Source organism: Nonomuraea sp. CX421 (assembly GCF_059358955.1).
The window spans coordinates 68,755-89,348 of the sequence record NZ_JCADBK010000027.1 but is presented as its reverse complement, the minus strand read 5'-3'; the positions used below and the strand labels follow the sequence as shown (position 1 = coordinate 89,348).

At 70.9% G+C, this 20,594-nt stretch carries 21 protein-coding genes; 11 read left to right on the top strand and 10 right to left on the bottom strand.

Annotated elements, in window-relative coordinates:
* Nucleotides 1-37: 37 nt before the first annotated feature.
* Together rsgA and aroA are read right to left on the bottom strand one after the other, a co-directional pair.
* Nucleotides 38-1,075, bottom strand: a complete 1,038-nt coding sequence (rsgA, locus tag AC5L3X_RS33365) for a ribosome small subunit-dependent GTPase A (protein WP_494862350.1) — start codon at nucleotides 1,073-1,075, stop codon at nucleotides 38-40.
* Between the two features lie 99 nt (nucleotides 1,076-1,174).
* Nucleotides 1,175-2,488, bottom strand: a complete 1,314-nt coding sequence (gene aroA, locus AC5L3X_RS33360) for a 3-phosphoshikimate 1-carboxyvinyltransferase (RefSeq protein ID WP_494862334.1) — start codon at nucleotides 2,486-2,488, stop codon at nucleotides 1,175-1,177.
* A gap of 174 nt (nucleotides 2,489-2,662) precedes the next feature.
* Between aroA and AC5L3X_RS33355 the strand changes: the two genes are divergently transcribed.
* A complete protein-coding gene (locus AC5L3X_RS33355) occupies nucleotides 2,663-3,445 on the top strand; it encodes an SOS response-associated peptidase (protein WP_494862332.1) in 783 nt (260 codons plus the stop codon).
* Between the two features lie 156 nt (nucleotides 3,446-3,601).
* The gene (locus tag AC5L3X_RS33350) at nucleotides 3,602-3,934 is read left to right on the top strand and encodes a TraR/DksA family transcriptional regulator (protein ID WP_494862331.1); all 333 of its coding nucleotides are present in this window, start codon (nucleotides 3,602-3,604) and stop codon (nucleotides 3,932-3,934) included.
* Here AC5L3X_RS33350 and AC5L3X_RS33345 read toward each other — a convergent pair.
* Nucleotides 3,931-4,671 (bottom strand): class I SAM-dependent methyltransferase, encoded by a 741-nt coding sequence (locus AC5L3X_RS33345; RefSeq protein WP_189123163.1) that lies wholly within the window; start codon nucleotides 4,669-4,671, stop codon nucleotides 3,931-3,933. The two genes, AC5L3X_RS33350 and AC5L3X_RS33345, sit on opposite strands and share 4 nt — an antisense overlap.
* 302 nt (nucleotides 4,672-4,973) lie before the next feature.
* Here AC5L3X_RS33345 and AC5L3X_RS33340 point away from each other — a divergent pair, with 302 nt between their 5' ends.
* The 7 genes from AC5L3X_RS33340 (at nucleotide 4,974) to AC5L3X_RS33310 (ending at nucleotide 11,351) form a co-directional block, all read left to right on the top strand.
* A complete protein-coding gene (locus AC5L3X_RS33340; protein WP_229697565.1) occupies nucleotides 4,974-5,510 on the top strand; it encodes a sigma-70 family RNA polymerase sigma factor in 537 nt (178 codons plus the stop codon).
* Nucleotides 5,507-5,773 carry a mycothiol system anti-sigma-R factor gene (rsrA, locus tag AC5L3X_RS33335; RefSeq protein ID WP_189123165.1) on the top strand — a complete coding sequence of 89 codons (267 nt, stop codon included), beginning with the start codon at nucleotides 5,507-5,509 and terminating at the stop codon, nucleotides 5,771-5,773. Before AC5L3X_RS33340 ends, rsrA begins: the two co-directional genes overlap by 4 nt.
* A 9-nt stretch (nucleotides 5,774-5,782) precedes the next feature.
* Entirely contained in the window at nucleotides 5,783-6,721 is a 939-nt protein-coding gene (locus tag AC5L3X_RS33330; RefSeq protein ID WP_494862328.1) for an NAD-dependent epimerase/dehydratase family protein, read from the top strand.
* A 235-nt stretch (nucleotides 6,722-6,956) separates the two neighbouring features.
* The gene (locus AC5L3X_RS33325) at nucleotides 6,957-8,312 is read left to right on the top strand and encodes an HD-GYP domain-containing protein (RefSeq protein WP_189123167.1); all 1,356 of its coding nucleotides are present in this window, start codon (nucleotides 6,957-6,959) and stop codon (nucleotides 8,310-8,312) included.
* The gene (locus AC5L3X_RS33320) at nucleotides 8,309-9,574 is read left to right on the top strand and encodes an HD-GYP domain-containing protein (protein ID WP_494862325.1); all 1,266 of its coding nucleotides are present in this window, start codon (nucleotides 8,309-8,311) and stop codon (nucleotides 9,572-9,574) included. Before AC5L3X_RS33325 ends, AC5L3X_RS33320 begins: the two co-directional genes overlap by 4 nt.
* Before the next feature lie 142 nt (nucleotides 9,575-9,716).
* Complete coding sequence (locus tag AC5L3X_RS33315) at nucleotides 9,717-11,084, top strand: acetyl-CoA carboxylase biotin carboxylase subunit (RefSeq protein WP_494862324.1); 1,368 nt, start codon at nucleotides 9,717-9,719, stop codon at nucleotides 11,082-11,084.
* Between the two features lie 54 nt (nucleotides 11,085-11,138).
* Nucleotides 11,139-11,351 (top strand): biotin/lipoyl-binding carrier protein, encoded by a 213-nt coding sequence (locus AC5L3X_RS33310; RefSeq protein WP_189123170.1) that lies wholly within the window; start codon nucleotides 11,139-11,141, stop codon nucleotides 11,349-11,351.
* Here the strand turns inward: AC5L3X_RS33310 and AC5L3X_RS33305 are convergent.
* Entirely contained in the window at nucleotides 11,341-11,721 is a 381-nt protein-coding gene (locus AC5L3X_RS33305) for a thioesterase family protein (protein ID WP_189123171.1), read from the bottom strand. The two genes, AC5L3X_RS33310 and AC5L3X_RS33305, sit on opposite strands and share 11 nt — an antisense overlap.
* 296 nt (nucleotides 11,722-12,017) lie before the next feature.
* On the opposite strand from AC5L3X_RS33305, the gene AC5L3X_RS33300 reads away from it, so the two are divergent.
* Entirely contained in the window at nucleotides 12,018-13,574 is a 1,557-nt protein-coding gene (locus AC5L3X_RS33300; protein ID WP_494862322.1) for a serine/threonine protein kinase, read from the top strand.
* A gap of 5 nt (nucleotides 13,575-13,579) precedes the next feature.
* On the opposite strand, the gene AC5L3X_RS33295 is transcribed toward AC5L3X_RS33300, so the two are convergent.
* The 4 genes from AC5L3X_RS33295 to AC5L3X_RS33280 all read right to left on the bottom strand — a co-directional run bounded on the left by AC5L3X_RS33295 (nucleotide 13,580) and on the right by AC5L3X_RS33280 (nucleotide 17,914).
* Nucleotides 13,580-15,226 carry an acetolactate synthase gene (locus tag AC5L3X_RS33295; protein ID WP_494862321.1) on the bottom strand — a complete coding sequence of 549 codons (1,647 nt, stop codon included), beginning with the start codon at nucleotides 15,224-15,226 and terminating at the stop codon, nucleotides 13,580-13,582.
* Nucleotides 15,227-15,336: 110 nt separating this feature from the next.
* Entirely contained in the window at nucleotides 15,337-16,110 is a 774-nt protein-coding gene (locus tag AC5L3X_RS33290; protein WP_494862320.1) for a DUF4097 family beta strand repeat-containing protein, read from the bottom strand.
* Entirely contained in the window at nucleotides 16,107-16,763 is a 657-nt protein-coding gene (locus AC5L3X_RS33285) for a response regulator (RefSeq protein WP_494862319.1), read from the bottom strand. The genes AC5L3X_RS33290 and AC5L3X_RS33285 overlap by 4 nt, the downstream gene beginning before the upstream one ends.
* On the bottom strand, nucleotides 16,754-17,914 hold the full coding sequence (locus AC5L3X_RS33280) for a sensor histidine kinase (RefSeq protein WP_494862317.1): 1,161 nt from the start codon (nucleotides 17,912-17,914) through the stop codon (nucleotides 16,754-16,756). Before AC5L3X_RS33280 ends, AC5L3X_RS33285 begins: the two co-directional genes overlap by 10 nt.
* Before the next feature lie 548 nt (nucleotides 17,915-18,462).
* Here AC5L3X_RS33280 and AC5L3X_RS33275 point away from each other — a divergent pair.
* Nucleotides 18,463-19,044: a hypothetical protein gene (locus tag AC5L3X_RS33275; protein ID WP_494862315.1), complete on the top strand. Its 582-nt coding sequence runs from the start codon at nucleotides 18,463-18,465 to the stop codon at nucleotides 19,042-19,044.
* Between the two features lie 17 nt (nucleotides 19,045-19,061).
* Here the strand turns inward: AC5L3X_RS33275 and bioD are convergent, their stop codons facing one another.
* Complete coding sequence (gene bioD / locus AC5L3X_RS33270; RefSeq protein WP_189123179.1) at nucleotides 19,062-19,784, bottom strand: dethiobiotin synthase; 723 nt, start codon at nucleotides 19,782-19,784, stop codon at nucleotides 19,062-19,064.
* Nucleotides 19,785-19,819: 35 nt separating this feature from the next.
* Complete coding sequence (locus AC5L3X_RS33265) at nucleotides 19,820-20,539, bottom strand: GntR family transcriptional regulator (protein ID WP_189123180.1); 720 nt, start codon at nucleotides 20,537-20,539, stop codon at nucleotides 19,820-19,822.
* Between the last annotated feature and the right edge of the window lie 55 nt (nucleotides 20,540-20,594).

The following is a 20,594-nucleotide window of genomic DNA, read 5'->3' as shown; positions in this document are numbered from 1 at the left end:
CCTGAGATGGCCCTCGCAGGGCCGGAATGTTCAGAGATCAGGAGTCGTCGGGGCTGCCGTCGCGGCTGGACAGCAGGCGGCGCAGCGACTCGAGGCGGACCCGGTCGGCGTGACCGGCCGCCACCCAGGCGTCGAGGGCGCAGCCGTCGCCCAGGTGGGTGCAGCCCTTCGGGCAGTCGACCGTGCCTTCGACCAGGTCGGGGAAGCCGGCCAGGACGGTCTCGACCGAGACGTGGGCCAGACCGAAGCTGCGCACGCCGGGTGTGTCGATGATCCAGCCGCCCCCCGGCAGCTCCAGCGCCACCGCCGAGGTGGAGGTGTGCCGGCCGCGGCCCGTCACCGCGTTGACCTGTGACACGGCCCGGTTGGCGTCGGGGACGAGGGCGTTGACCAGAGTGGACTTGCCCACGCCCGAGTGGCCGACCAGCACGCTGATGCGCCCCTGAAGGAGCTCCCGGAGCTCGTCGAGCGAGCCGCCCTTGTGCACGGTCACGTGGGAGACCCCGAGCGGTTCGTACAGGGCCACCAGGTCGTCGGGCCGGGCCAGGTCGGGCTTCGTGAGGCAGAGCAACGCGTCGATCTCGGCGTCGAACGCGGCCACCAGGATGCGGTCGATCATGCGCGGCCGGGGTGGCGGGTCGGCCAGCGCGGTGACGATGACGAGCTGGTCGGCGTTGGCCACGACCGGGCGCTCGATGCCGTCGGTGTCGTCGGTGTCGTCGGCCGAACGGCGCAGCATGGAGGTGCGCGGCTCCACTCGCACGACCCTGGCCAGCGTGTGCGGGTCGCCGGACACGTCGCCCACGAGGGCCACCCGGTCGCCGACCACGATGCCCTTGCGGCCCAGCTCGCGCGCCTTCATAGCGACGACCAGCCGCCGCTGCGGCTGCCTGCGTTTCTGCGCCGACCCCTTGGACCGCTCCGGCTCGACCAGCGTGGTGTAGCGGCCGCGGTCGACGGCCACCACGAACCCCTGGACGGCGTCCTCGTGCGCAGGACGGAGGCGGGTCCGGGGCCGTGATCCCTTGCTTGGCCTGACCCTTACGTCGTCCTCGTCATACTCCCGCTTTCTCAGCGGCCTACTCCCATGCGATCGCTTGCCTGCCTCGCGGGCCGGATATGCCCGTGGCTTCCGCCCCCACACGTACCCGTCTCACCGGCCCCGCACCGTCGGTCATCGAGCCTCCAGCATGGCCGTCCACATCTGGACGAACTCCGGCAGCGTCTTGGCCGTGGTCGCGATGTCGGGCACCTCGACGCCGGGGACCCTCAGGCCGATGACCGCGCCGGCCGTGGCCATGCGGTGGTCGTCGTAGCTGTGGAAGACGCCGCCGTGCAGGGGACGCGGGCGGATGATCAGCCCGTCGCCGGTCTCCTCGGCGTCACCGCCCAGCCGGTTGATCTCGGTGACCAGCGCGGCGAGGCGGTCGGTCTCGTGGCCGCGCAGGTGGCCCACGCCGCGGATGCGGCTGGGCGAATCGGCGAGGGCGGCCAGCGCGGCGATGGTCGGAGTCAGCTCACCCACCTCGCGCAGGTCGGCGTCGATCCCGTGAACCGGGCCCGTGCCGGTGACCGTGAGCGGGCCGGAACCCGTGGACCGCCCGGCGGCAGGCTCGGAGCCGTCGGACAGGTGGACCGTAGCGCCCATGCGGGCCAGCAGGTCGCGCAGGGTGTCGCCGGGCTGGGTGGTCTGATGCGGCCAGCCGGGGATCGTGACGGTGCCGCCGGTGACCATGGCCGCGGCGAGGAACGGCGCGGCGTTGGACAGGTCGGGCTCGACGGTCAGGTCCATGGCCGCGATGGGGCCGGGCTCGACGCGCCACATGTCGCGGTCGCCGTCGTCGACCGTCACGCCGGCCGCCCTGAGCATCTGGACGGTCATCTCGATGTGCGGCTGGGACGGCACCGGCGGCCCCACGTGGCGGATCGTGACGCCCTTGGCGAAGCGCGGAGCGGTCAGCAGCAGGCCGGAGACGAACTGGGACGAGCCCGAGGCGTCGATCGTGACCTCGCCCCCCGTGAGCGGGCCGCGGATGGTGAACGGCAGGGCGTCGTTGTCGATGTGGGCGCCCAGGGTGCGCAGCGCGTCGAGGATGGGGCCCATGGGGCGCTTGCGGGCGTGGGGGTCGCCGTCGAACGACACCGGCCCGTCGGCCAGCGCGGCCATCGGAGGGACGAACCGCATGACCGTGCCCGCCAGGCCCGCGTCGATGCTCGCGCCGCCTCGGACGGGGCCGGGGGTCACCCGCCAGTCGACGGCCGCGGCCGTCTCGGACGTGGCCTCCAGCGTCGCGCCCAAGGCGCGCAGGGCCGCCACCATCAGGTCGGCGTCGCGGCTGCGCAGCGCCTGGCGCACGGTGCCGGGGCCGTCGGCCAGCGCGGCGAGCACCAGGGCGCGGTTGGTCACCGACTTGGAGCCGGGCAGACGGACGGACGCGACGACGGGAGCGCTCGCGGTCGGCGCGGGCCAGTGCGGTGCTGAAGCCATGGTCAAAGCCTACTGGCAGCCGGTACGACCGGCCCCGGCCTGTGGACGAGCACCCCGTCGGCCTCACGGCCTGTGGAAAACTCGTGACCTGTGGGAACCCACGGCCCGCGGAAAACGGCATCGGCCGGTTGTGGCGGGCACGCGGGCGAAAGCCGTACGTGGCAGTGTGGGGTCATGTGCGGTAGATACGCCTCGGCGCGCAAGAAGCACGATCTGCTGGAGGAGTTCCAGGTCGAGCTCGACGGCGACCCCGACAAGGAGCTGGGTCCCGACTACAACGTCGCGCCGACCAAGAACGTCTACGCCGTCCTCAGCCGCGTGCCCAAGGAGGCCGAGCGGGCGGTGCGGCAGTTGCGGATCGTGAAGTGGGGCCTGGTCCCGGCCTGGGCGAAGGATCCGTCGATCGGGTCACGCATGATCAACGCCAGGATCGAGACGGTGGCCGAGAAGCCGGCCTACCGGCAGGCTTTCGCCAAGCGCAGGTGCCTCCTGCCCGCCGACGGCTACTTCGAGTGGATGCCGGTGGCCACGGAGGGTTCGGGCAAGCAGGGGAAGAACTCGGGCAAGCAGGGGAAGAAGAAGCAGCCGTACTTCATCCATCCCGCCGGCGGCGGGGTGCTCGCGATGGCGGGCCTGTACGAGTTCTGGAAGGACCCGTCGCGTGCCGACGACGACCCGCTGAAGTGGCTGGTGACCTGCACCGTCATCACCACCGACGCCGAGGACGACCTGGGGCGCATCCACGACCGGATGCCGATGATGATCGAGCGCGAGCGCTGGGCCGAGTGGCTCGACCCCAAGCTGACCGACACCGAGGAGGCCTCGGAGCTGCTGGTGCCTGCCGATCCCGGGCGGCTGACCGCCGTCCCGGTCTCCACGGACGTCAACAACGTCCGCAACAACGGGCCGGAGCTCATCAAACCCATTGCTTCCGAGGAGGAAAGCGGCCTTTTCTGAAGGTTAAAAGCTGTGCCAAGTGGGCATCCGGTGAGGAAAGCGGTGCATCCGTGCACTCGGAGTCACCGCGCATAAACATTGCCCTCTCTTGCGCCGGGCGGTGCCACCGGGGAGTTCCGTCGCGGTTCGCATTCCTTTACCCGGAGGTGCGGAGTCGTGGATGACACGTCCGCTCGTGAACGGCTGGAGAAGATGCTCGCCGACCTGGACCGGTCGATCGGGGTGCTGCAGGGCGACCCCGCCGCGGTCCGCGAGTATTCCGCGGCCGACGCGGGTTCAGACCTGACCGACGCCGACCGCGCCCAGGCCATGCTGACCGTCGCCACCGCGCAGCGGCGCGCGGTGGTCGACGCCCTCAAACGGCTCGACGAGGGCTCCTACGGCAGCTGCGTGGACTGTGGCAAGCCGGTGCCGGAAGGCAGGCTCGAAGCACGTCCCGAGGCCGCGCGGTGCGTGCAGTGCCAGGGCAGGCGCGAACGCCGGCGTTAGGACTTGCGCGCGCTCGCGACGAGATGGATGCCGACCGTGTCGTCGTCGTCGGGGTGCGCCTCGAGCTCGGTGCGCACCAGCCAGGTGAGAGCTCTGCTGTCGGAGCTGAGCACGTGATCGACCGTCGAGGGTGACAGCACCGTGCGCGGGCGTACCCACTCGACCTCGAGCCCCGCGCCCATCAGCAGCTCGCGCAGCTGGCCGCTGCTGAAGCAGCGGGTGATGCCGCCGTCGGGCCAGGGCACCAGCATGACCTCGCCCGTCTGCCGGAGGTGCTGCCACTGGCCCTGCTCGGCCAGGATCGCCATGCCCAGCACCAGCGAGTCGACGCAGACGAGGGTACGGCCGCCCGGTCGCAGCACGCGCGCCACGTCGCTCATCACCGACTCGGACATCAGCTCGATCGACATCGCGCGTTCCTCGGCGACCACCGCGTCGACGCTCTCGTCGGGCAGGAACGACAGGTCGTCGGCGCGTACGTGGCGCACCCGGCCGGCCTCGCGCAACCGCGCCTGGGCGTCGGCCGTGCGCCGGAAGTCGAGCAACTCGATCACCCGGTGCCCGGCCCGGGCGGCCTGGCCGGACCACCGCCCGCGTCCACCGGACAGGTCGAGCACCACGGAGGGCTCGCCGGGTAGCCAGCGGCTCAACTGCTCGGCGGCGACCGCGCGGTAGAAGTTCCAGTACGGTCCGAGCGTCCCTGAGCCGTTCAGTTCCTCGGCCGGAATGGGCAGCACACGCGACTCCTGGGTTCCGGGAAATGGCTACCAGCCGGTACGTATGGTTTTCCCCGCACCGGGTCGTTCGTCACCTTCTATCTTGCGGGAACAGACAATGGCGCGGGTGTGTTGCGACGAGCATGCTCACATTGCTCGATCCCCTCCCCAATGACCGGCCGGTCACTGACAAGCGGGTATTCTCCCCTGAATACGGTGTACCGCCACAGTCGGCCACCGGTGATCTTAGGGGGGTGGGCCCGGTGCCCGCGACAGGCGCGGAGACTCTGGAACAGCGGAGTGAGCGGTTCGAGCGCGAAGCCATGCCTTTCCTCGAGCAGCTCTACTCGGCCGCGCTCCGGATGACCCGGAATCCAGCGGACGCGGAGGACCTGCTGCAGGAGACCTTCGCCAAGGCGTTCGCGTCGTTCCACCAGTTCCAGGAAGGCACCAACCTCAAGGCCTGGCTCTACCGGATCCTGACCAACACCTTCATCAACAGCTACCGCAAGAAGCAGCGCGAGCCCAAACAGTCGGGCACCGAGGAGATCGAGGACTGGCAGCTGGCGCGGGCCGAGTCGCACACGTCGAGCGGCCTGAAGTCGGCCGAGGTCGAGGCGCTGGAACATCTCCCCGACGGTGACATCAAGGAGGCGCTGGCGGCGCTTCCCGAGGACTTCCGGATCGCGGTCTACCTGGCCGACGTCGAGGGGTTCCCGTACAAAGAGATCGCCGACATCATGGGCACTCCGATCGGCACCGTGATGTCAAGGCTGCACCGTGGACGAAGGCAGTTGCGGGCACACCTTGAGGACTATGCTCGCGAGCGTGGCCTGGTCCCGACGGAGGGATCCAAATGAGTTGTGGCAAGCCGCACGACACCGACTGTCGCGAAGTGCTGGACAAGGTCTACGCCTACATCGACGGCGAGCTCGCCGAGGGCGACGTGAGCGACATCCGTGTGCATCTCGACGAGTGCGACCCCTGCCTGAAGGAACACGACCTCGACAAAGTGGTCAAGCAGTTGGTGGCCAAGCACTGTGGGTGCGACCCCGTGCCGGGCGATCTGCGTTCCAAGGTGCTGGCCCGCATCGCGCAGGTGAGGGCCGAGCTCTCCGACTAGGATCTCCCCATGCGCGTCCTTGTCACCGGTGGTGCCGGGTTCATCGGGTCCAATCTCGTCGACCGCCTGCTGGCCGAAGGCCATGAGGTGGTGGCAGTCGACGACCTCTCGTCCGGCGCCCAGGGCAACCTCACCACGGCGCTGACCCATGACCGGTTCCGGCTCGAGGTGCTCGACGTCCTCGACCCGGCGATGATCCGGCTCACCGCCGAGGTGCGGCCCGAGGTCATCTGCCATCTCGCCGCGCAGATCAGCGTCCGCAAGAGCGTCGCGGATCCGGTGCACGATGCCCGCGTCAACGTCGAGGGCACCGCGTCGGTGCTCACCGCGGCCCATGAGGGCGGCACGCGCAAGGTGGTCTTCGCCTCGTCGGTCGCGGTCTACGGCCGACCGGCCACGATCCCGGTGCCGGGCGACGCGCCCACCGACCCCCGTTCGCCCTACGCCGCCTCCAAGCTGAGCGGCGAGACCTACCTCGCGACGTTCCGCGCGCTGCACGGTATCGAATACACCACGCTCGTGCTCTCCAACGTGTACGGCCCCCGCCAGTCGCCCGACGGCGAGGCCGGGGTCGTGGCCATCTTCACTGACGGCCTGCTCGGCGGCACCCCCACGGTCCTCTACGGCGACGGCACCCAGACGCGCGACTACGTCTACGTCGACGACGTGGTCGACGGCTTCGTCAAGGCGTGCGGCACGGTGGGCGACGGCCGCAGGTTCAACCTCGGCACCGGCATCCAGACGCCCGACCGCAGGCTCCACTCGCTGATCGCCGACGCGGCCGGCGCCCTCGACAAGCCGGGTTTCGCCCAGCCCCGGCCGGGCGACCTGCCCGCCATGGCCGTCGATCCGGTGCCCGCCTACGAGGGGCTCGGCTGGGAGCCGCGCACCGATCTGTCCACCGGGCTGAAGAACACCGTCGAGTGGGCCAGGAGTCGCCGCAGGTAGTGGGTTGATTACGCTTTGCTTGCGATTCGTGACTCCGCCGGTGTGACAAGGCCGTCTTCTGTAGCGTGACCTCCAGGACTCGACCCGGAGGCAAGCGGATGTCAAAGATCATGATCGCGCGGCTGTTCACGTTCATGGTGCTGGTCGTCCCCGTCGTGCTGGTGCTGGCCGGGGGCGGCGAGACGGTCTTCCCACCAGGGGTGTCGTGGACCTGAGCCAGCCGTAGGGGGCCGCAATGCGTGATCTGCCGTGGCCTGCGAGGGTCTATCTGGTCGTCGTCATCGGCACGGCCACGGCCCTCCTCTGGCACAGCCTGTTCGGTTCGGCACGTCCGGTGACCACGGCCGAGCTGGGCACCCTGCTGGTGCTCGCTCTGCTGTTCCTGGTCTGCGAGTCGATGCCGACGCTGCTCAACGTGGAGCAGTTCGCGGTGTCGGTCAGCTTCTCGGCCGCGCTGGCCGCCGTGGTGCTGATCGGTCCCGAGGGCGCGGCGGTGGTGGGGTTCACGGCGACGCTGAGCGTGCGGCCGGGCCTGCCGCTGATCAAGCGGCTCTTCAACGGGGCGCAGTTCGCGATCTGCGGTTACGCGGCCGGGCTGGTCTACGCGGGGCTGGGCGGCGAGTCGGGGGTGCCCAAGGTCAACGCCTTCGAGGATCTGATCGGCCCCTACGTCGCGGCGACCACCGTGTTCGTGCCGCTCAACATCGTGCTCACGCTCACCATGATCCGCCTCGCGACCAGCGAGGGGCGGGTCGAGGTGCCGATGCGTGGCATGGTGCAGTTCCTGCTCTCCTACCTGGGCTACGGCACGTTCGGGCTGCTGGTGGCGGGGCTCTGGGCGACCGTCCAGTCGATCTCCGCCGTGTTGGTGCTGCTGCCGCTGTTCGTGGCGCGCTGGGCGTTCGGTCAATACCACGCCCAGCAGCGCTCGTACGATGCCACGATCGCCGCGCTGTGCCAGGCGGTGGAGACGAAGGACTACTACACCAGGGGCCACTGCACCCGGGTGTCGGCGGCCTCGACCATGATCGCGCAGGAGATCGGCATGGGCCTGGAGCGGCTGCGCGCCATCGGCTACGCGGGCATGCTGCACGACGTGGGCAAGCTCGGCGTGCCGACCAAGGTGCTGCAGAAGGACGGGCCGCTCACCGAGGAGGAGTTCGCCGCGATCCAGCTGCACCCGATGCGCGGCCTGGAGATCGTGCGCGGCATCGACTTCCTCGACGAGGCCTACGCCGGGATCATGCACCACCACGAGCGCCACGACGGCACGGGCTACCCGATGGGCCTGGCCGGTGACGAGATCCCCGAGTTCGCCAAGGTGATCGCGGTGGCCGACGCGTTCGACTCGATGACCTCCGACCGCTCCTACCGGGGCGCGCGGCCCGTCGAGGTGGCCGTCGAGGAGCTGCACAAGTGCGCGGGCACCCACTTCGACCCGGTCATGGTGACGGCCTTCGTCCGGGCGCTCGAACGCCGGCCGTGGCAGCCGCCCCGCCGGGTCGACCTGCCGCCTCCCGAGGCCGACGACAAGCCCACCAAGGACCACGACGACCCGACCATGCCGATCGAAGTGGTGAGCGGGCCGTGACCCGCGCCTTCCAGGGGCTCGACTCGGGGCAGCTGCTGCTGATCTGCGCCGCCGGGCTGGTGGGCGTGGCGGGCGTCGCGCACACGGCTGCCGTCGGGCTGGACCATCCCGAGATCGCGATCGGGTTCGGCGCGCTGATCGCGGTCGGCGAGCTGGCCAGGCTCACCATGCCGGGCAACAGGGAGGTCGCGCCCATCGGGGCCGCGGCCGCCCTCGGCTACACGCTGCTGCTCGACCTCAGCCAGGAGCGGCTGCAACACCCGGCGCTCCAGGTGGTGGCCGTGATCGCGGTCGGGATGATCGCGGGCGCGCTGCCCCATCTGGCCGTCGGCCGCCCGCCGCGTCTCGACGCGATGGCCCGGAGGCTGCTGACCGGGGCGCTGCTCGCGTTCGCCTTCCGGCCGCTGGCCGACCCGCTCTACCTGCACACCCAGCCGCCGGACGAGAACTGGTGGCCGGCGCTCGCCGTGATGATCGTCCTGATCGCGCTCTCGCTCTTCGTCGACGTGCTGATCGCGGCCATGCTGAGGGCCGAGCAGGTGCGCACCGCCTTCAGGGTGGCGTTCCGCGACGAGATCAACATGGCGTTCCCGCTCGGCGCCGCCGTGGGCGCGTCGGGGGTGCTGCTCGCGCTCGCCACGCACAGCATGGACCTGGTGGCACTCCTGGTCTTCGCCGCCCCGCTGCTGGTCACGCAGGTGGCCTTCCGCAAGTACGCCGGCATCCGCGCGACCTACCTGCAGACCGTACGCGCGCTGTCGCGCGTCACCGAGGTCGGCGGCTACGTCGAGCCGGGCCACTCACGCAGGGTGAGCCGCCTGGCGGTGGCGGTCGGCAGGGAGCTGGGCATGGCCGAGCCGGAGCTCCTGGAGCTCGAGTACGCGGCGCTGATGCACGACATCGGCCAGTTGTCGCTGCGCGACCCCATCCCTGGGGGGGCCACCGTGCTCACGGATCCCGACCAGGCCCGGCGCATCGCCGAGCTGGGCGCCGCGGTGATCAAGCAGACGGGGGTCCTGGACCGGGTGGCCGATCTGGTCCGGCGGCAGTGCGATCCGGTCGCCGCCGACCCGCCGCTGTCGAGCCGTATCATCAAGGTCGCCAACGCCTACGACGACCTCGTCGGCGGCTCGACCGACCGTGACCGGGCGGGCGCCGCGCTCGAGCGGCTGCGGCTCACGGCGGGCACGGCCTACGACCCCGCGGCGATCGAGGCGCTGGCCCGTGTGGCCGACCGGTACGCCGCGGCTCATCGCCCCTGACGTAGGGCGAATCCGCTAGAAGCGGAGGCCGCTACCGCGTTTCTCGCGGCTCACAATTGTGGGATTCCTACAGATCGTGCTCTCCGGATCGGTGGTTTAGGAGGAAAGGGGGGAGACCCCTCGCGGCCGTAGTGTTGGCGGCGTGCCTATTGAGACGCTCGGACCCGTCCTGATCGCCAACCGAGGTGAGATCGCACGGCGGATCATCCGTACGGTCAAGCAGATGGGGCTGCGCGCCATCGCCGTCCATTCCGAGGCCGACACCGGCCTGCCCTTCGTCCGCGAAGCCGACGAGGCGGTGCTCCTCGGTCCGGCCGACCCGGCGCAGAGCTACCTCGACGCCGGCAAGGTGCTCGAGGCCGCCCGCGCCACCGGGGCGAAGTCGATCCACCCGGGCTACGGGTTCCTCGCCGAGAACGCCGCGTTCGCCCGGACGGTGATCGATGCCGGGCTGGTGTGGATCGGCCCGGCGCCCGAGGCCATCGCCCGGATGGGCGACAAGATCAACGCGCGCAACCTGATGGAGGACGCGGGGGTGCCGGTGGCCGCCGGCACCCGCGAGCCCGTCACCGATCTCGAGCTGGCGGTCAAGGCCGCCTACGAGATCGGGTTCCCGGTCATGGTCAAGACCGCGGGTGGCGGTGGCGGCATCGGGATGAGCGTCGCCCATGACGAGGCCGGCCTGGTCAAGGCGTACGAGCAGGCGTCGAGGGCGGCGGCCAGGTTCGCGGGGGCGGCGACCGGCGACGGGCCGGCGGGCCCGGCGATCCTGCTGGAGCGCTTCATCGAGCGGGCCCGTCACGTCGAGGTGCAGATCCTCGGCCTTCCGGACGGCCGGGTCGTGGCGCTCGGCGAGCGCGACTGCTCCGTGCAGCGCCGCCACCAGAAGGTGGTCGAGGAGTCGCCGTCGCCCGGCATCACGCCGGAGCTGCGCGCGAGCATGCTGGCGGCGGCGGTGCGGGCCGGTGAGACGGTCGGCTACCTGGGCGCGGGCACCGTGGAGTGCCTGGTCGACACCGACCGGCAGGACTTCGTGTTCCTTGAGATGAACACCAGGCTCCAGGTGGAGCACCCGGTCACCGAGCTCGTCACCGGGCTCGACCTGGTCGCGCTACAGCTTCGGGTCGCGGCCGGGGAGAGCCCCGACGTGCGGCCCGCCACGAGCGGCCACGCCATCGAGTTCCGCGTCTACGCCGAGGATCCCAAGCGTTTCTTCCCCGGCCCCGGCAAGATCACCGCCTGGCGGGAGCCCGCCGGTGAGGGGGTCCGTGTTGACTCCGGCTACGCCGAGGGCGATATGGTCACGCCGTTCTACGATCCGCTCATGGCCAAGCTCTGCGTCCATGCGGCCACCAGGGCCGAGGCGCTGGACAGGGCGCGGAGGGCGGTCGCGGAGTTCGTCGTCGAGGGGCCGAAGAACAATCTGCCCTTCTGCGCCGAGCTGCTGGACCACCCGGAGTTCGGCTCGGGCGACTATGACACCGGCTTGGTCGGGCGGATGCGCACGTAGCGACATGGCATTGTTGATTCACTGAACATCAGTTCACGGAAGAGGGGAGTCGCGGTGGCTGAGGTGCGAGCCGAGATGGTGGCCAATGTCTGGAAGGTTGTCGTCCAGGAGGGGGACACCGTCTCCGACGGTGACACGCTGGTCATCCTTGAGTCGATGAAGATGGAGATCCCGGTCCTCACGGAGGACGACGGGGTGGTCGCTCAGCTCAAGGTGAAAGAGGGCGACGTGATCCAGGAAGGCGATCTCATCGCCGTCATCGAGTAGCGCGTTCGATGAAGGCGGCCCGGTCGACGACCACGCGCTCGATCGTGCCGCGGCCGACGACCCGGCGCCGGTCACGGGCTTCGAAGGTGAAGACCAGCCGCTTGCCGTCGCTCTCGGTGAGCTCGGTGGTGAACTCGACGTGCGTGCCGATGGGGCTCGGGGCCAGGTGCTGGAGCTCCGCCCGGTTGCCGACCGAGGTCTCGCCGGGGGCCAGGTGCGGGCGCAGGGCTTGGACCGTGGCCATCTCGGCGATCGCCAGCAGCCGCGGAGTGGCGAGCACCGGCACGTCGCCGCTGCCGACCTCGCGAGCCGTGTCCTCACTCTTGACCACGATGAGCAGCTGGGAGCGGAGACCCGGAGCGAGATTCATGTGGCCAGCCTACTGTGATCATTGTGAGCGCTGACGGGAGGCAGGGTCCGTGGGGTGCTGGGTGTGACGTGGGAAGGGTGAGCCCTGATCTTCCGGAAACGGGGACAAGTGTCGGCAGAAGGCCGCAGGATAGTGTTTGTACGGCTTGTGGCATTTGAGTGGCATGTGAGACGGGTGGGGTCGTACACTCTCGGAGTTCCGTGATCTCTGCGTGACCTTGCCGCGACACAAGTCCGCTTTCTTGAGATTCTTGAGGTTCTCAGGGGTTGGAGAGGTAGGGGGGTAACGGGGGAGTCATGGTGGCCCAAGGGACGACGCTGGCGGGGCGGTATCGCCTGGATACCCGCATCGGCGCCGGCGGCATGGGTGAGGTGTGGAGAGGCGAGGACATCGTCCTGGCCCGCACCGTCGCCGTCAAAGTGCTGCTCCCGGGCCGCATGGATGATCCCGGTTTCGTCGCGCGCTTCCAGGCTGAGGCGCGGGCGATGGCGACGATCAACCATCCGGGTGTGGTGGACGTCTACGACTACGGGGTGAGCGGCGACACCGTCTACCTGGTGATGAAGTTCGTCGACGGTGAGCCGCTCGACAGGCTCCTGGCCCGCCTGGGCAGGATCCCTCCGCAGCCCGCGATGGAGCTGATCGCGCAGGCGGCCTCGGCGCTGCAGGCGGTCCACGATCGGGGGATCGTGCACCGCGACGTGAAGCCGGGCAACCTGTTAGTCCAGCGTGACGGCACGCTGGTGCTGACCGACTTCGGCATCGCCCGTTCCGACCTGGCCAACAAGCTCACCGACGCGGGCATGGTGCTCGGCACCGCCGCCTACTGCGCGCCGGAGCAGGCCGAGGGCGCGCCGGTGACACCCGCCGTCGACATCTACGCGCTCGGCGTGGTCGCGTACGAATGCCTCGTGGGCCAGCGGCCGTTCGACGGTGACAGCGCGGTCACGATCGCGCTCAAGCACATCCGCGAGGCTCCGCCGCCTCTGCCGGCCGAGGTGCCGCCGCCGGTGCGCGCGCTGGTCGAGTGCGCGCTGTCGAAGGACCCGGCACGGCGCTACCCGACGGCCAAGACGATGAGCGAGGTGGCTCGCCAGATCGCCGCCGGCGAGGTGCCCGCCGCGTTGCCGCCGTCCACCGGGGCCACGATGGCGCCGCCGATGGCGGCCTACCAGACCGGTGCTCACCAGGCTCCCTCCGACCACGCCACGGTGGCCGGGCCCAGGCAGGGCGGCAGGCGCGCGGCCAAGGGCTCCCGCAGGGGCGGCCTGGTCGCCGGGATCGCCGCCGCGGTGGTGCTCGGCGTGGGCGCGGGCGCGGTGGCCCTGACGGGCATGCCCGCGGGTGAGGAGCCGGCTCCCACGATGACCACGTCCGACGTCGGCGCGACCGGGAAGATCAAGACGCCCACCACCCCGCGGACCAGGCGCACTCCCACCCCCAAGTCGCCGACGCAAGTGCCGACCGCCCGGCAGGAGCCCGAGCCCGAGCCCGAGCCGACTCGCGAACCGTCCCGTACTCCAACGCCCACGCCCACGCTGACGCCGTCCACGGGCAAGTCACCGTCCCCGTCGCCGAGCCCCAAGCCGGTGGAGAAGAGGGAGGTGCCGCGCGTGGTCGAGATGCCCTACCCCGAGGCGCAGAGGCTCATCACCGCCGCCGGCTTCAAGATCACAATTGACGACCAGACGCGGGGCGAGGTGCCTCACGAGTGCCTCAAGGTCGGGCAGTCGTTCCCTAATGGGGGGACGAAGCTGGACATCAGGCAGAAGGTCAAGCTGGTGCTCATCCCCGCTGGGGCGTGCCCCTCGGCCACCCCGACCGTCACCCAGACGGCCGGGAAGCAGCAGTAGCCCCGTCAGACGCCCGTCGTGGTGCGGGGGTAGGCGATCTGCGGGTCGGTGGCGATGTTGACCAGGTAGGGGATCCCGGAGTCGAACGCGCGGCGGAGCGCCGGCCCGATCTCCGACGGCTTGGTGACCAGCTCGCCACCGCCGCCGAGCGCTGTCACCACCTGGTCGTAGCGGCACTGCGGCTGCAGGTCGGCGGCCACGTCGTAGCCGTACAGCATCTGCATCGGGTGCTTCTCCAGCCCCCAGATGCCGTTGTTGCCGCAGATCATGACGACGGGAAGTCGGTGGCGCACCAGCGTGTCGACGTCCATCAGCGAGAATCCCGCCGCGCCGTCGCCCAGCAGCAGCACCACCTGTGACGACGGCCTGGCCAGGCGGGCCGCGATCGAGTAGCCGAGGCCGGTGCCGAGGCAGCCGTAGGGGCCCGGGTCGAGCCAGTTGCCCGGTTGCCTGGGCTCGACGTACTTGCCCGCGTAGGAGACGAAGTCGCCGCCGTCGCCGATGACCACGGCGTCCTCGGCGAGCACCTTGCCCAGCTCGCCGTAGATGCGCATCGGGTGGATCGGGTCGCTGTCGGAGGCCAGCAGCTCGGCGTCGCCGGCGATGGCGGCGGCGGCCGTCTCGGCCAGCCTGCTCACCCAGTCGGCGTACCGCGCCGGCTTCACGCCGGCCTCACCGCAGGCGGTGCCGAGGCCCCAGAGCACCACGGACAGGTCGCCGGCGGCGGAGGCGACCGGCTGCATGTGCGTGGCCAGCTGCGACGGCGCGTCGGCCAGGTGCACCACCTTGGCCAGCGGGGCGCCCTCCTTGCCGCCGAACCAGCCGTAGCCGAGGCGGAAGTCGAGCGGGGTGCCCACCACGATGACCAGGTCGGCTTGGGCGAAGGCGACGCCGCGGGCGCGGGTGACGAGCAGCTCGTGGCCGGCGGGCAGGATGCCGCGACCCTGGCCGTTGGGGATGACCGGCAGCCGAAGGCTCTCCGCGAAGTCGCGGGCGGCCTCCTCGGCGCGGTCCATCCACACGTCGGAGCCGTAGACGAGCACCGGCCGCTCGGCCTCGGCGATCAGCCGGGCGATGTCGCGCAGCGCGTCGGTGTCGGGCTCCAGGGGCGACGGCGACTGCGTCTGGACCTCGTGTACGGCCGACGGGGCGAACAGGTGGTCCATGTAGAAGTCGAGGAAGACCGGACCCCGATGGGGCGCCACGGCCGTGCGGAAGGCCGACTCGACGTCCTGGCTGATCGACTCGGCGCCGCTGGAGGTGAACGCCAGCTTGGTGATCGGGGCGAGCAGCGGCGGGTGGTCCATCTCCTGCAGGGCGCCGCTGCCCCAGCGGGACTGCGGCGCGCGGCCGCCCATGACCACCACCGGGGAGCCGTTGAAGTGGGCCGTCGCGACACCGCTGACCCCGTTGGTGATGCCGGGCCCGGCGGTCAGGACGGCCAGACCGGGTTTCCTGGTCAGCCGGGCCGTGGCCTCGGCGGCGAACACCGCGCTCTGCTCGTGGCGTACGTCGAGGATGCGCATCTCCTCGTGCACGGCCCCGTCGTAGAGCGGGAAGACGTGACCTCCGGAAAGGGTGAACATGGTTTCGACGCCATAGGCCTTGGACACGGCGACGGCGGCGTCACCGGCGTGCTTCGCAGACTCCATGCGGGGAACCTACCAACCCGTCACGCGGGTAAACAGCCCGCCAAGCTCCACCGGCTCTTCGGAGGCCCACCGGCGGTCCACCCGCCATCCATCGACAGCTCATCGGCAGCTCATCGACAGCAGAGGAAGATGTCCCCGTCCGGTGTCGCCGCGGTGATCTTCCTCGGCGCCTCCTTGTCGGTCAGGACTTCGGCGTCGACCTGCAGGGCGTCGGTAGTCACGTCGTAGGTGAGCTCAGGCGGCACGAGGACGTGCACGTCGCCCGCGGCTCTGGCGACCGCCCGCACGTCGGACGGCGACGCGCGGAACGACAGCAGCACCGTGGCCGAGCCCACCTCCACGTCGACGTGGTCGCCGGTCAGCCCGTCGGCGTCGACGTCGCCCGTGCCGCTGCGGATCCGGAGGTCGCCCCGCGCGCCGGTGACGCGCACCTGGCCGGAGGCCGAGGTCGCCCGGATGTCGCCCCGGAGCTCGGTCAGGTCGAGCCGGCCGTTGACGGTCGTGACCTCGAGGTCCGTCTCGGGAGGCATGTACAGGGTGTAGTCGGCCTCGCAGAGCGGCGGATCGAACCGGTCGGAGCCGGGACAGACCGCGCTCAGCTTCAGGGTGCGTCCGTCCCAGTCCTCGGAGACCGCGGGCTTCTCGGCCGACCAGCGCAGCGAGCGTTCGAGCACGAGCTCGCCCGCCTCGCCCGGCAGGACCTGCAGGCTCACGTTGCCCCGCTCGGCGTCGAGCCTGAGCTTGGACAGGGCGAAGGGGATGGACCGGCGGGTCGACTCCTGCGGTGGCTTGGCCTTGGCGAACCCGTGCCACATGCCGATGGTGAACGCCATCAGGGTGAACGCCGTCGTCACGGCTCCCAGCACCAGCCAGACCTTCCTCATGCCGAACTCCTGACCTTGAGGAAACGCAGCACGGCCAGCACCCGCCGGTGGTCGCCCTCGGCCGGGGGCAGGTCGAGCTTGGTGAAGATGTTGCCGATGTGCTTGCCGACGGCTCCCTCGCTGAGGACGAGCTCCTGGCCGATGCCGGCGTTGGAGCGGCCCTCGGCCATCAGCTTGAGCACCTCGCCCTCCCGAGGTGTCAGCCGGTCCAGCGGGTCGCTGTGGCCGCGCAGCAGCAGCTGGGCGACCACCTCCGGGTCGAGCGCGGTGCCGCCCGCCGCCACCCGGCGCAGCGCGTCCATGAACTCGGCCACGTCGGCCACCCGGTCCTTGAGCAGGTAGCCGACGCCGCCGCTGCTCGCCGAGGCGAGCAGCTGGGCCGCGTAGCGTTCCTCCACGTACTGCGACAGGACCAGCACGGCCAGGCCGGGGCGCTGGCGGCGCAGCACCAGCGCGGCCCGCAGCCCCTCGTCGGTGTGGGTGGGCGGCATCCGCACGTCGGTGACGACCAGCTCGGGCTGGTGCTCCTCGGTGGCGCGCAGCAGCCCCTCGGCGTCGGCCACGGCCGCCACCACCCGCATGCCGGCCGCGTCGAGCAGCCTGATCAGCCCCTCGCGCAGCAGCACGGAATCCTCGGCAAGAACTACTCGCACGGCAGGTCCACCTCGATCGTCGTCGGCCCGCCGAACGGGCTGGTCAGCCGCAGGGTGCCGTCCACCGAGCGGATCCGCTGGGACAGGCCGCGCAGCCCGGTGCCGCTCGCGAGCGTGGCCCCGCCGCGGCCGTCATCGTGGACGAGCAGCCGTAACCGGTCGCCCTCGCGTCGTACGGTCACCTCGGCCCGGGTCGCGGCGGCGTGCTTGGCGATGTTGGTGAGCGCCTCGGACACGGTGAAGAACGCCACCGCCTCGATCGTGGGCGAGGTGCGGCGCTCGATGTCGACGCGCAGGCGTACCGGAAGGGGGGCGCGCGCCGCGACGCCGGAGAGCGCCGCGTCCAGGCCCTGGTCGTTGAGGACCGCCGGGTGCAGGCCGCGGACGAAGTCGCGCAGCTCCTTCAGCGCCTGCTTGGCCTCCTCGTGCGCCTGCTCGATGGCCACGCGGGCGGGCTCGGGCAGGTCGGTCAGCGTGGCGCGGGCCAGCCCCAGGTTCATCGCCAGCGAGACCAGCCGCTGCTGGGCGCCGTCGTGCAGATCGCGCTCGATGCGGCGGCGCTCGGCGTCGGCCGCGTCGACCATCCCGGCGCGGCTCTCGGTCAGCGTCTCGATGCGCCGGCCCAGCTCGTCACGGCTGGGTTCGAGCATCGCACGCGCCACCGCCAGGTCGAACGAGGCCATGGCCCGGGCCAGGATGGGCGCCAGCAGCAGCAATGTCGCCCCGATCAGGAAGTAGACGGCGGCCACGACCGGATTTCTGAGGTCGAAGGTGAACTCCAGTGGCCGTGGCTGCAACGCGGGCTGCGCGAACCCCGTCAGGCCCACCACGGACCCGCCCCACGCGCCGGCCACGATGAGCGCGCCCAGACCGCTCACCACGGGGCAGAGCAGGTGGTAGCCGATCTGCCGCCACATGCTCGGGCTGCGCCAGGAGGCCGGTGCCGGCAGCGGCGGGATGCGGGCGCCCAGGAAGGCCGCGAACCGGGAGCGTTGCACCCGGGTGAACCACGGCACGCCGCGGCGCAGCATGGACGGAGCCACGGCCAACATGAGGGTCAGGCCGGCGAGGACCGCGGCGACCAGGGGACCGGTCATCACGTGGGCGGTGTCCTGCCAGGCCCGTGCCGACCACGGACGGGGGACTTTCATCGAGAACCTCCGAGGAGACCCGCGCCTTCAGGTGGGGGGAAAATCGGATTCCTGCGGAGTAGAGCAGGGGCAGGCGATCGGCTGCCAGGCGGATCGCCGTCGAAACGCCGCACGACACCGCGCGGTTCGGTAGTGTGTTCGACGGTGGCGAGAACCAAGCCACCGGATGAACGATCGGGATCACCCTCGCCGCAGGGCTTGCGGAGAGGTGAAACGCCTGTGGAGCCGGTGTAAGACCTCAACGAGAGTCCTCTCGGGCGGGCGACTGGCAGTGAAGCAGGAAGACCAACCGGCGACGGTTGGAATCCCGGTTTTTCAGAGCTGGGAGGATGTCAAGTCCTCAACCGTATTGAGCGGCGGGTGATCCGCGACATGGGTCTGGTGTGCGGCTGCCGGGTGGGGCTAGCCCCACCCTCACAGCGGCGGCAACGAGCAGCCGGACGCCATGCCTGCATCATCACCCCATCGCGCCAACAAGTCCCGATATATCTGAACGAATCCGCAGCACCGGACATCTCACCTGTTGTTGCCACTATGGGGAGGTTCTGATGTTCCAGATGGGACTGGCCGTGGTCACGGCGGCCGCGATGCTGGGCGGCGGGAGCGGGCTGCCGAAGGGCCTGCTGTTCATGGAGTCGCACCCTCCGGCCAAGGCGTGGGAGACGTACCGGACGAGCGACTCCACCAAGCGGCAGATCCAGCTCAACCCCTGCTTCCGCAAGAAGGCGTGGGACACCGGCCGGATCGCGGCGCGGACGGTCACCTACAGCTCCGAGGACCGGATGAAGTACGAGCAGCTCGTCGTCTACAAGAACGTGCGGCAGGCGAAGCAGGCGATGCGCGGGCTGCGGGCCGAGCTGGCGCGCTGCGCGGACGTGGGCAAGGGCTACCACCGCTACCGTTACTTCACCAAGCCGGTCGCCGTGGGCGACGAGGGGCTGCGGGCGGGCGGCCTCTTCTTCGAGAACGGCGAGCACGCCGTGGCCGTGCGCAGAGGGGCCGCGGTCTACGTCGTCGGCGAGTCGGCCGTCCCGACCAGGAGCCTGCCCATCAGGAAGTTCCGCGGACTGATCGCCCAGGCGGAGAAGATGACGGTCAAGGTCTGCGGCCTCCCCAGGGCGGCCTGCTGACCGGGTGAGCGGTGACGTCAGCGCGCGAGCCTGAGCGTCCTTCTGAAGTCGGCGGGGTCGAACGCGCCTCCCAAGGTGGCGGCCAGCCCTCTGCGCGCCTCGGCGGCGAACTCGGCCGCGTCCAGCGCCCCTGAGCCCGCGGCCAGCGCGCCCGCCAGCGGACGCGCGGCCAGCATCTCCAGATCGGCCACGTTGCTCCGCTCGGCCGGGCCCGGCTCGGCGGGCCACGACCCGATCACGACTCCGGCCAGGTCGAGCCCGCGGTTGGCCATCGCCTCCAGGGTGAGCGCGGTGTGGTTGAGAGTGCCCGCCCCGGCCCGGACGACGACCAGCAGCTGCGCGCCGATCGACCGGGCCAGATCGGCCACGGTCGCCCCGTCCTCGTCGAAGCGCACCAGCAGCCCGCCGGTGCCCTCGACCAGCACCAGCCGGTTGCTCTCGGCCAGCTCCGCGACCAGCTCGGCCGCCCGGGACAGCGACACGGGCGGCGCGCCCGTCGCCCTGGCCGCCGCGGCGGGCGACAGCGCCGCCGGGTGGCGGGCCAGCTCGAAGGTGGTCGTCACCCCGGACAGCCGGATCACCTCGTCGACGTCACCGGGCCGGCCGGCCGGCACCCCGGTCTGCGCCGGCTTGACCACGGCCACGCTGGAACCCCGCTGGCGGGCCAGCGCCGCCACGGCGGCGGTCACGACCGTCTTGCCGACCCCGGTGTCAGTGCCGGTGACGATGAGAACGCTCACCTGACCAGCCTAGACACCGGTGTCCCGGCCCGGGGTCACGGCCGGCGCAGCCGGGTGACGAACTTGTAGCGGTCGCCGCGGTAGAGGGACTGGGCCCATTCGACGGGGTGGCCGTCGGCGTCGAAGGCGTGGCGGGTGAGCAGCAGCATGGGCAGGCCGACGTCGACGCCCAGGGCCTTGGCGTCGTAGGGGGTGGCGAGCACGGTCTCGATGATCTCCTCGGCGTCCGTGAGCCGTACGTTGTAGGCGTTGTGCAGCGTCTCGTACAGCGAGGAGTGCACCTCCAGCTCCCGGCGCAGCCTGGGGAAGCGGCGCGCGGACAGGTGGGTGGTGTCGATGGAGACGGGCTCGCCGTTGGCCAGCCGCAGCCGGTGGATGCGCAGCACCCGGCCGCCGGGGTTGATGGCCAGTCGCCGGGCCAGCGCCTCGTCGGCGGTGATGTAGCCGATCTCCAGGATCTTGGTGTCGGGTTCGAGACCGGCGGTGCGCAGGTCGCCGATGTAGGAGGTCAGCTGCAGCACCTGCGCCACCTTCGGCTGGGCCACGAACGTGCCCTTGCCCTGGATGCGCAGCAGCCGCCCCTCGACGACCAGCTCGGTCAGCGCCTGCCGGACGGTGGTGCGGGAGGTCTCGAACTTCACGGCCAGCGCCCGCTCGGGGGGCAGAGCGGTGCCGGGGGACAGGCTCTTGGTGAGCTCCAGCAGGCTGCGCTTCACGTCGTAGTACTTCGGTACGCGAGGGCCGTCGTCCGTCACGCTCTCACCTTCACTTCTGCCACGGCGGTGAGGGCGTGTCTGGTCACCGCGAGAT

Bases quoted from the DNA above. Each gene is read 5' to 3' on its own strand.
- aroA (WP_494862334.1), bottom strand. From the start codon at position 2,488: ATGGCTTCAGCACCGCACTGGCCCGCGCCGACCGCGAGCGCTCCCGTC.
- AC5L3X_RS33355 (WP_494862332.1), top strand. From the start codon at position 2,663: ATGTGCGGTAGATACGCCTCGGCGCGCAAGAAGCACGATCTGCTGGAG.
- AC5L3X_RS33340 (WP_229697565.1), top strand. From the start codon at position 4,974: ATGCCTTTCCTCGAGCAGCTCTACTCGGCCGCGCTCCGGATGACCCGG.
- rsrA (WP_189123165.1), top strand. From the start codon at position 5,507: ATGAGTTGTGGCAAGCCGCACGACACCGACTGTCGCGAAGTGCTGGAC.
- AC5L3X_RS33330 (WP_494862328.1), top strand. From the start codon at position 5,783: ATGCGCGTCCTTGTCACCGGTGGTGCCGGGTTCATCGGGTCCAATCTC.
- AC5L3X_RS33325 (WP_189123167.1), top strand. From the start codon at position 6,957: ATGCGTGATCTGCCGTGGCCTGCGAGGGTCTATCTGGTCGTCGTCATC.
- AC5L3X_RS33305 (WP_189123171.1), bottom strand. From the start codon at position 11,721: ATGAATCTCGCTCCGGGTCTCCGCTCCCAGCTGCTCATCGTGGTCAAG.
- AC5L3X_RS33300 (WP_494862322.1), top strand. From the start codon at position 12,018: ATGGTGGCCCAAGGGACGACGCTGGCGGGGCGGTATCGCCTGGATACC.
- AC5L3X_RS33295 (WP_494862321.1), bottom strand. From the start codon at position 15,226: ATGGAGTCTGCGAAGCACGCCGGTGACGCCGCCGTCGCCGTGTCCAAG.
- AC5L3X_RS33290 (WP_494862320.1), bottom strand. From the start codon at position 16,110: ATGAGGAAGGTCTGGCTGGTGCTGGGAGCCGTGACGACGGCGTTCACC.
- AC5L3X_RS33280 (WP_494862317.1), bottom strand. From the start codon at position 17,914: ATGAAAGTCCCCCGTCCGTGGTCGGCACGGGCCTGGCAGGACACCGCC.
- AC5L3X_RS33275 (WP_494862315.1), top strand. From the start codon at position 18,463: ATGTTCCAGATGGGACTGGCCGTGGTCACGGCGGCCGCGATGCTGGGC.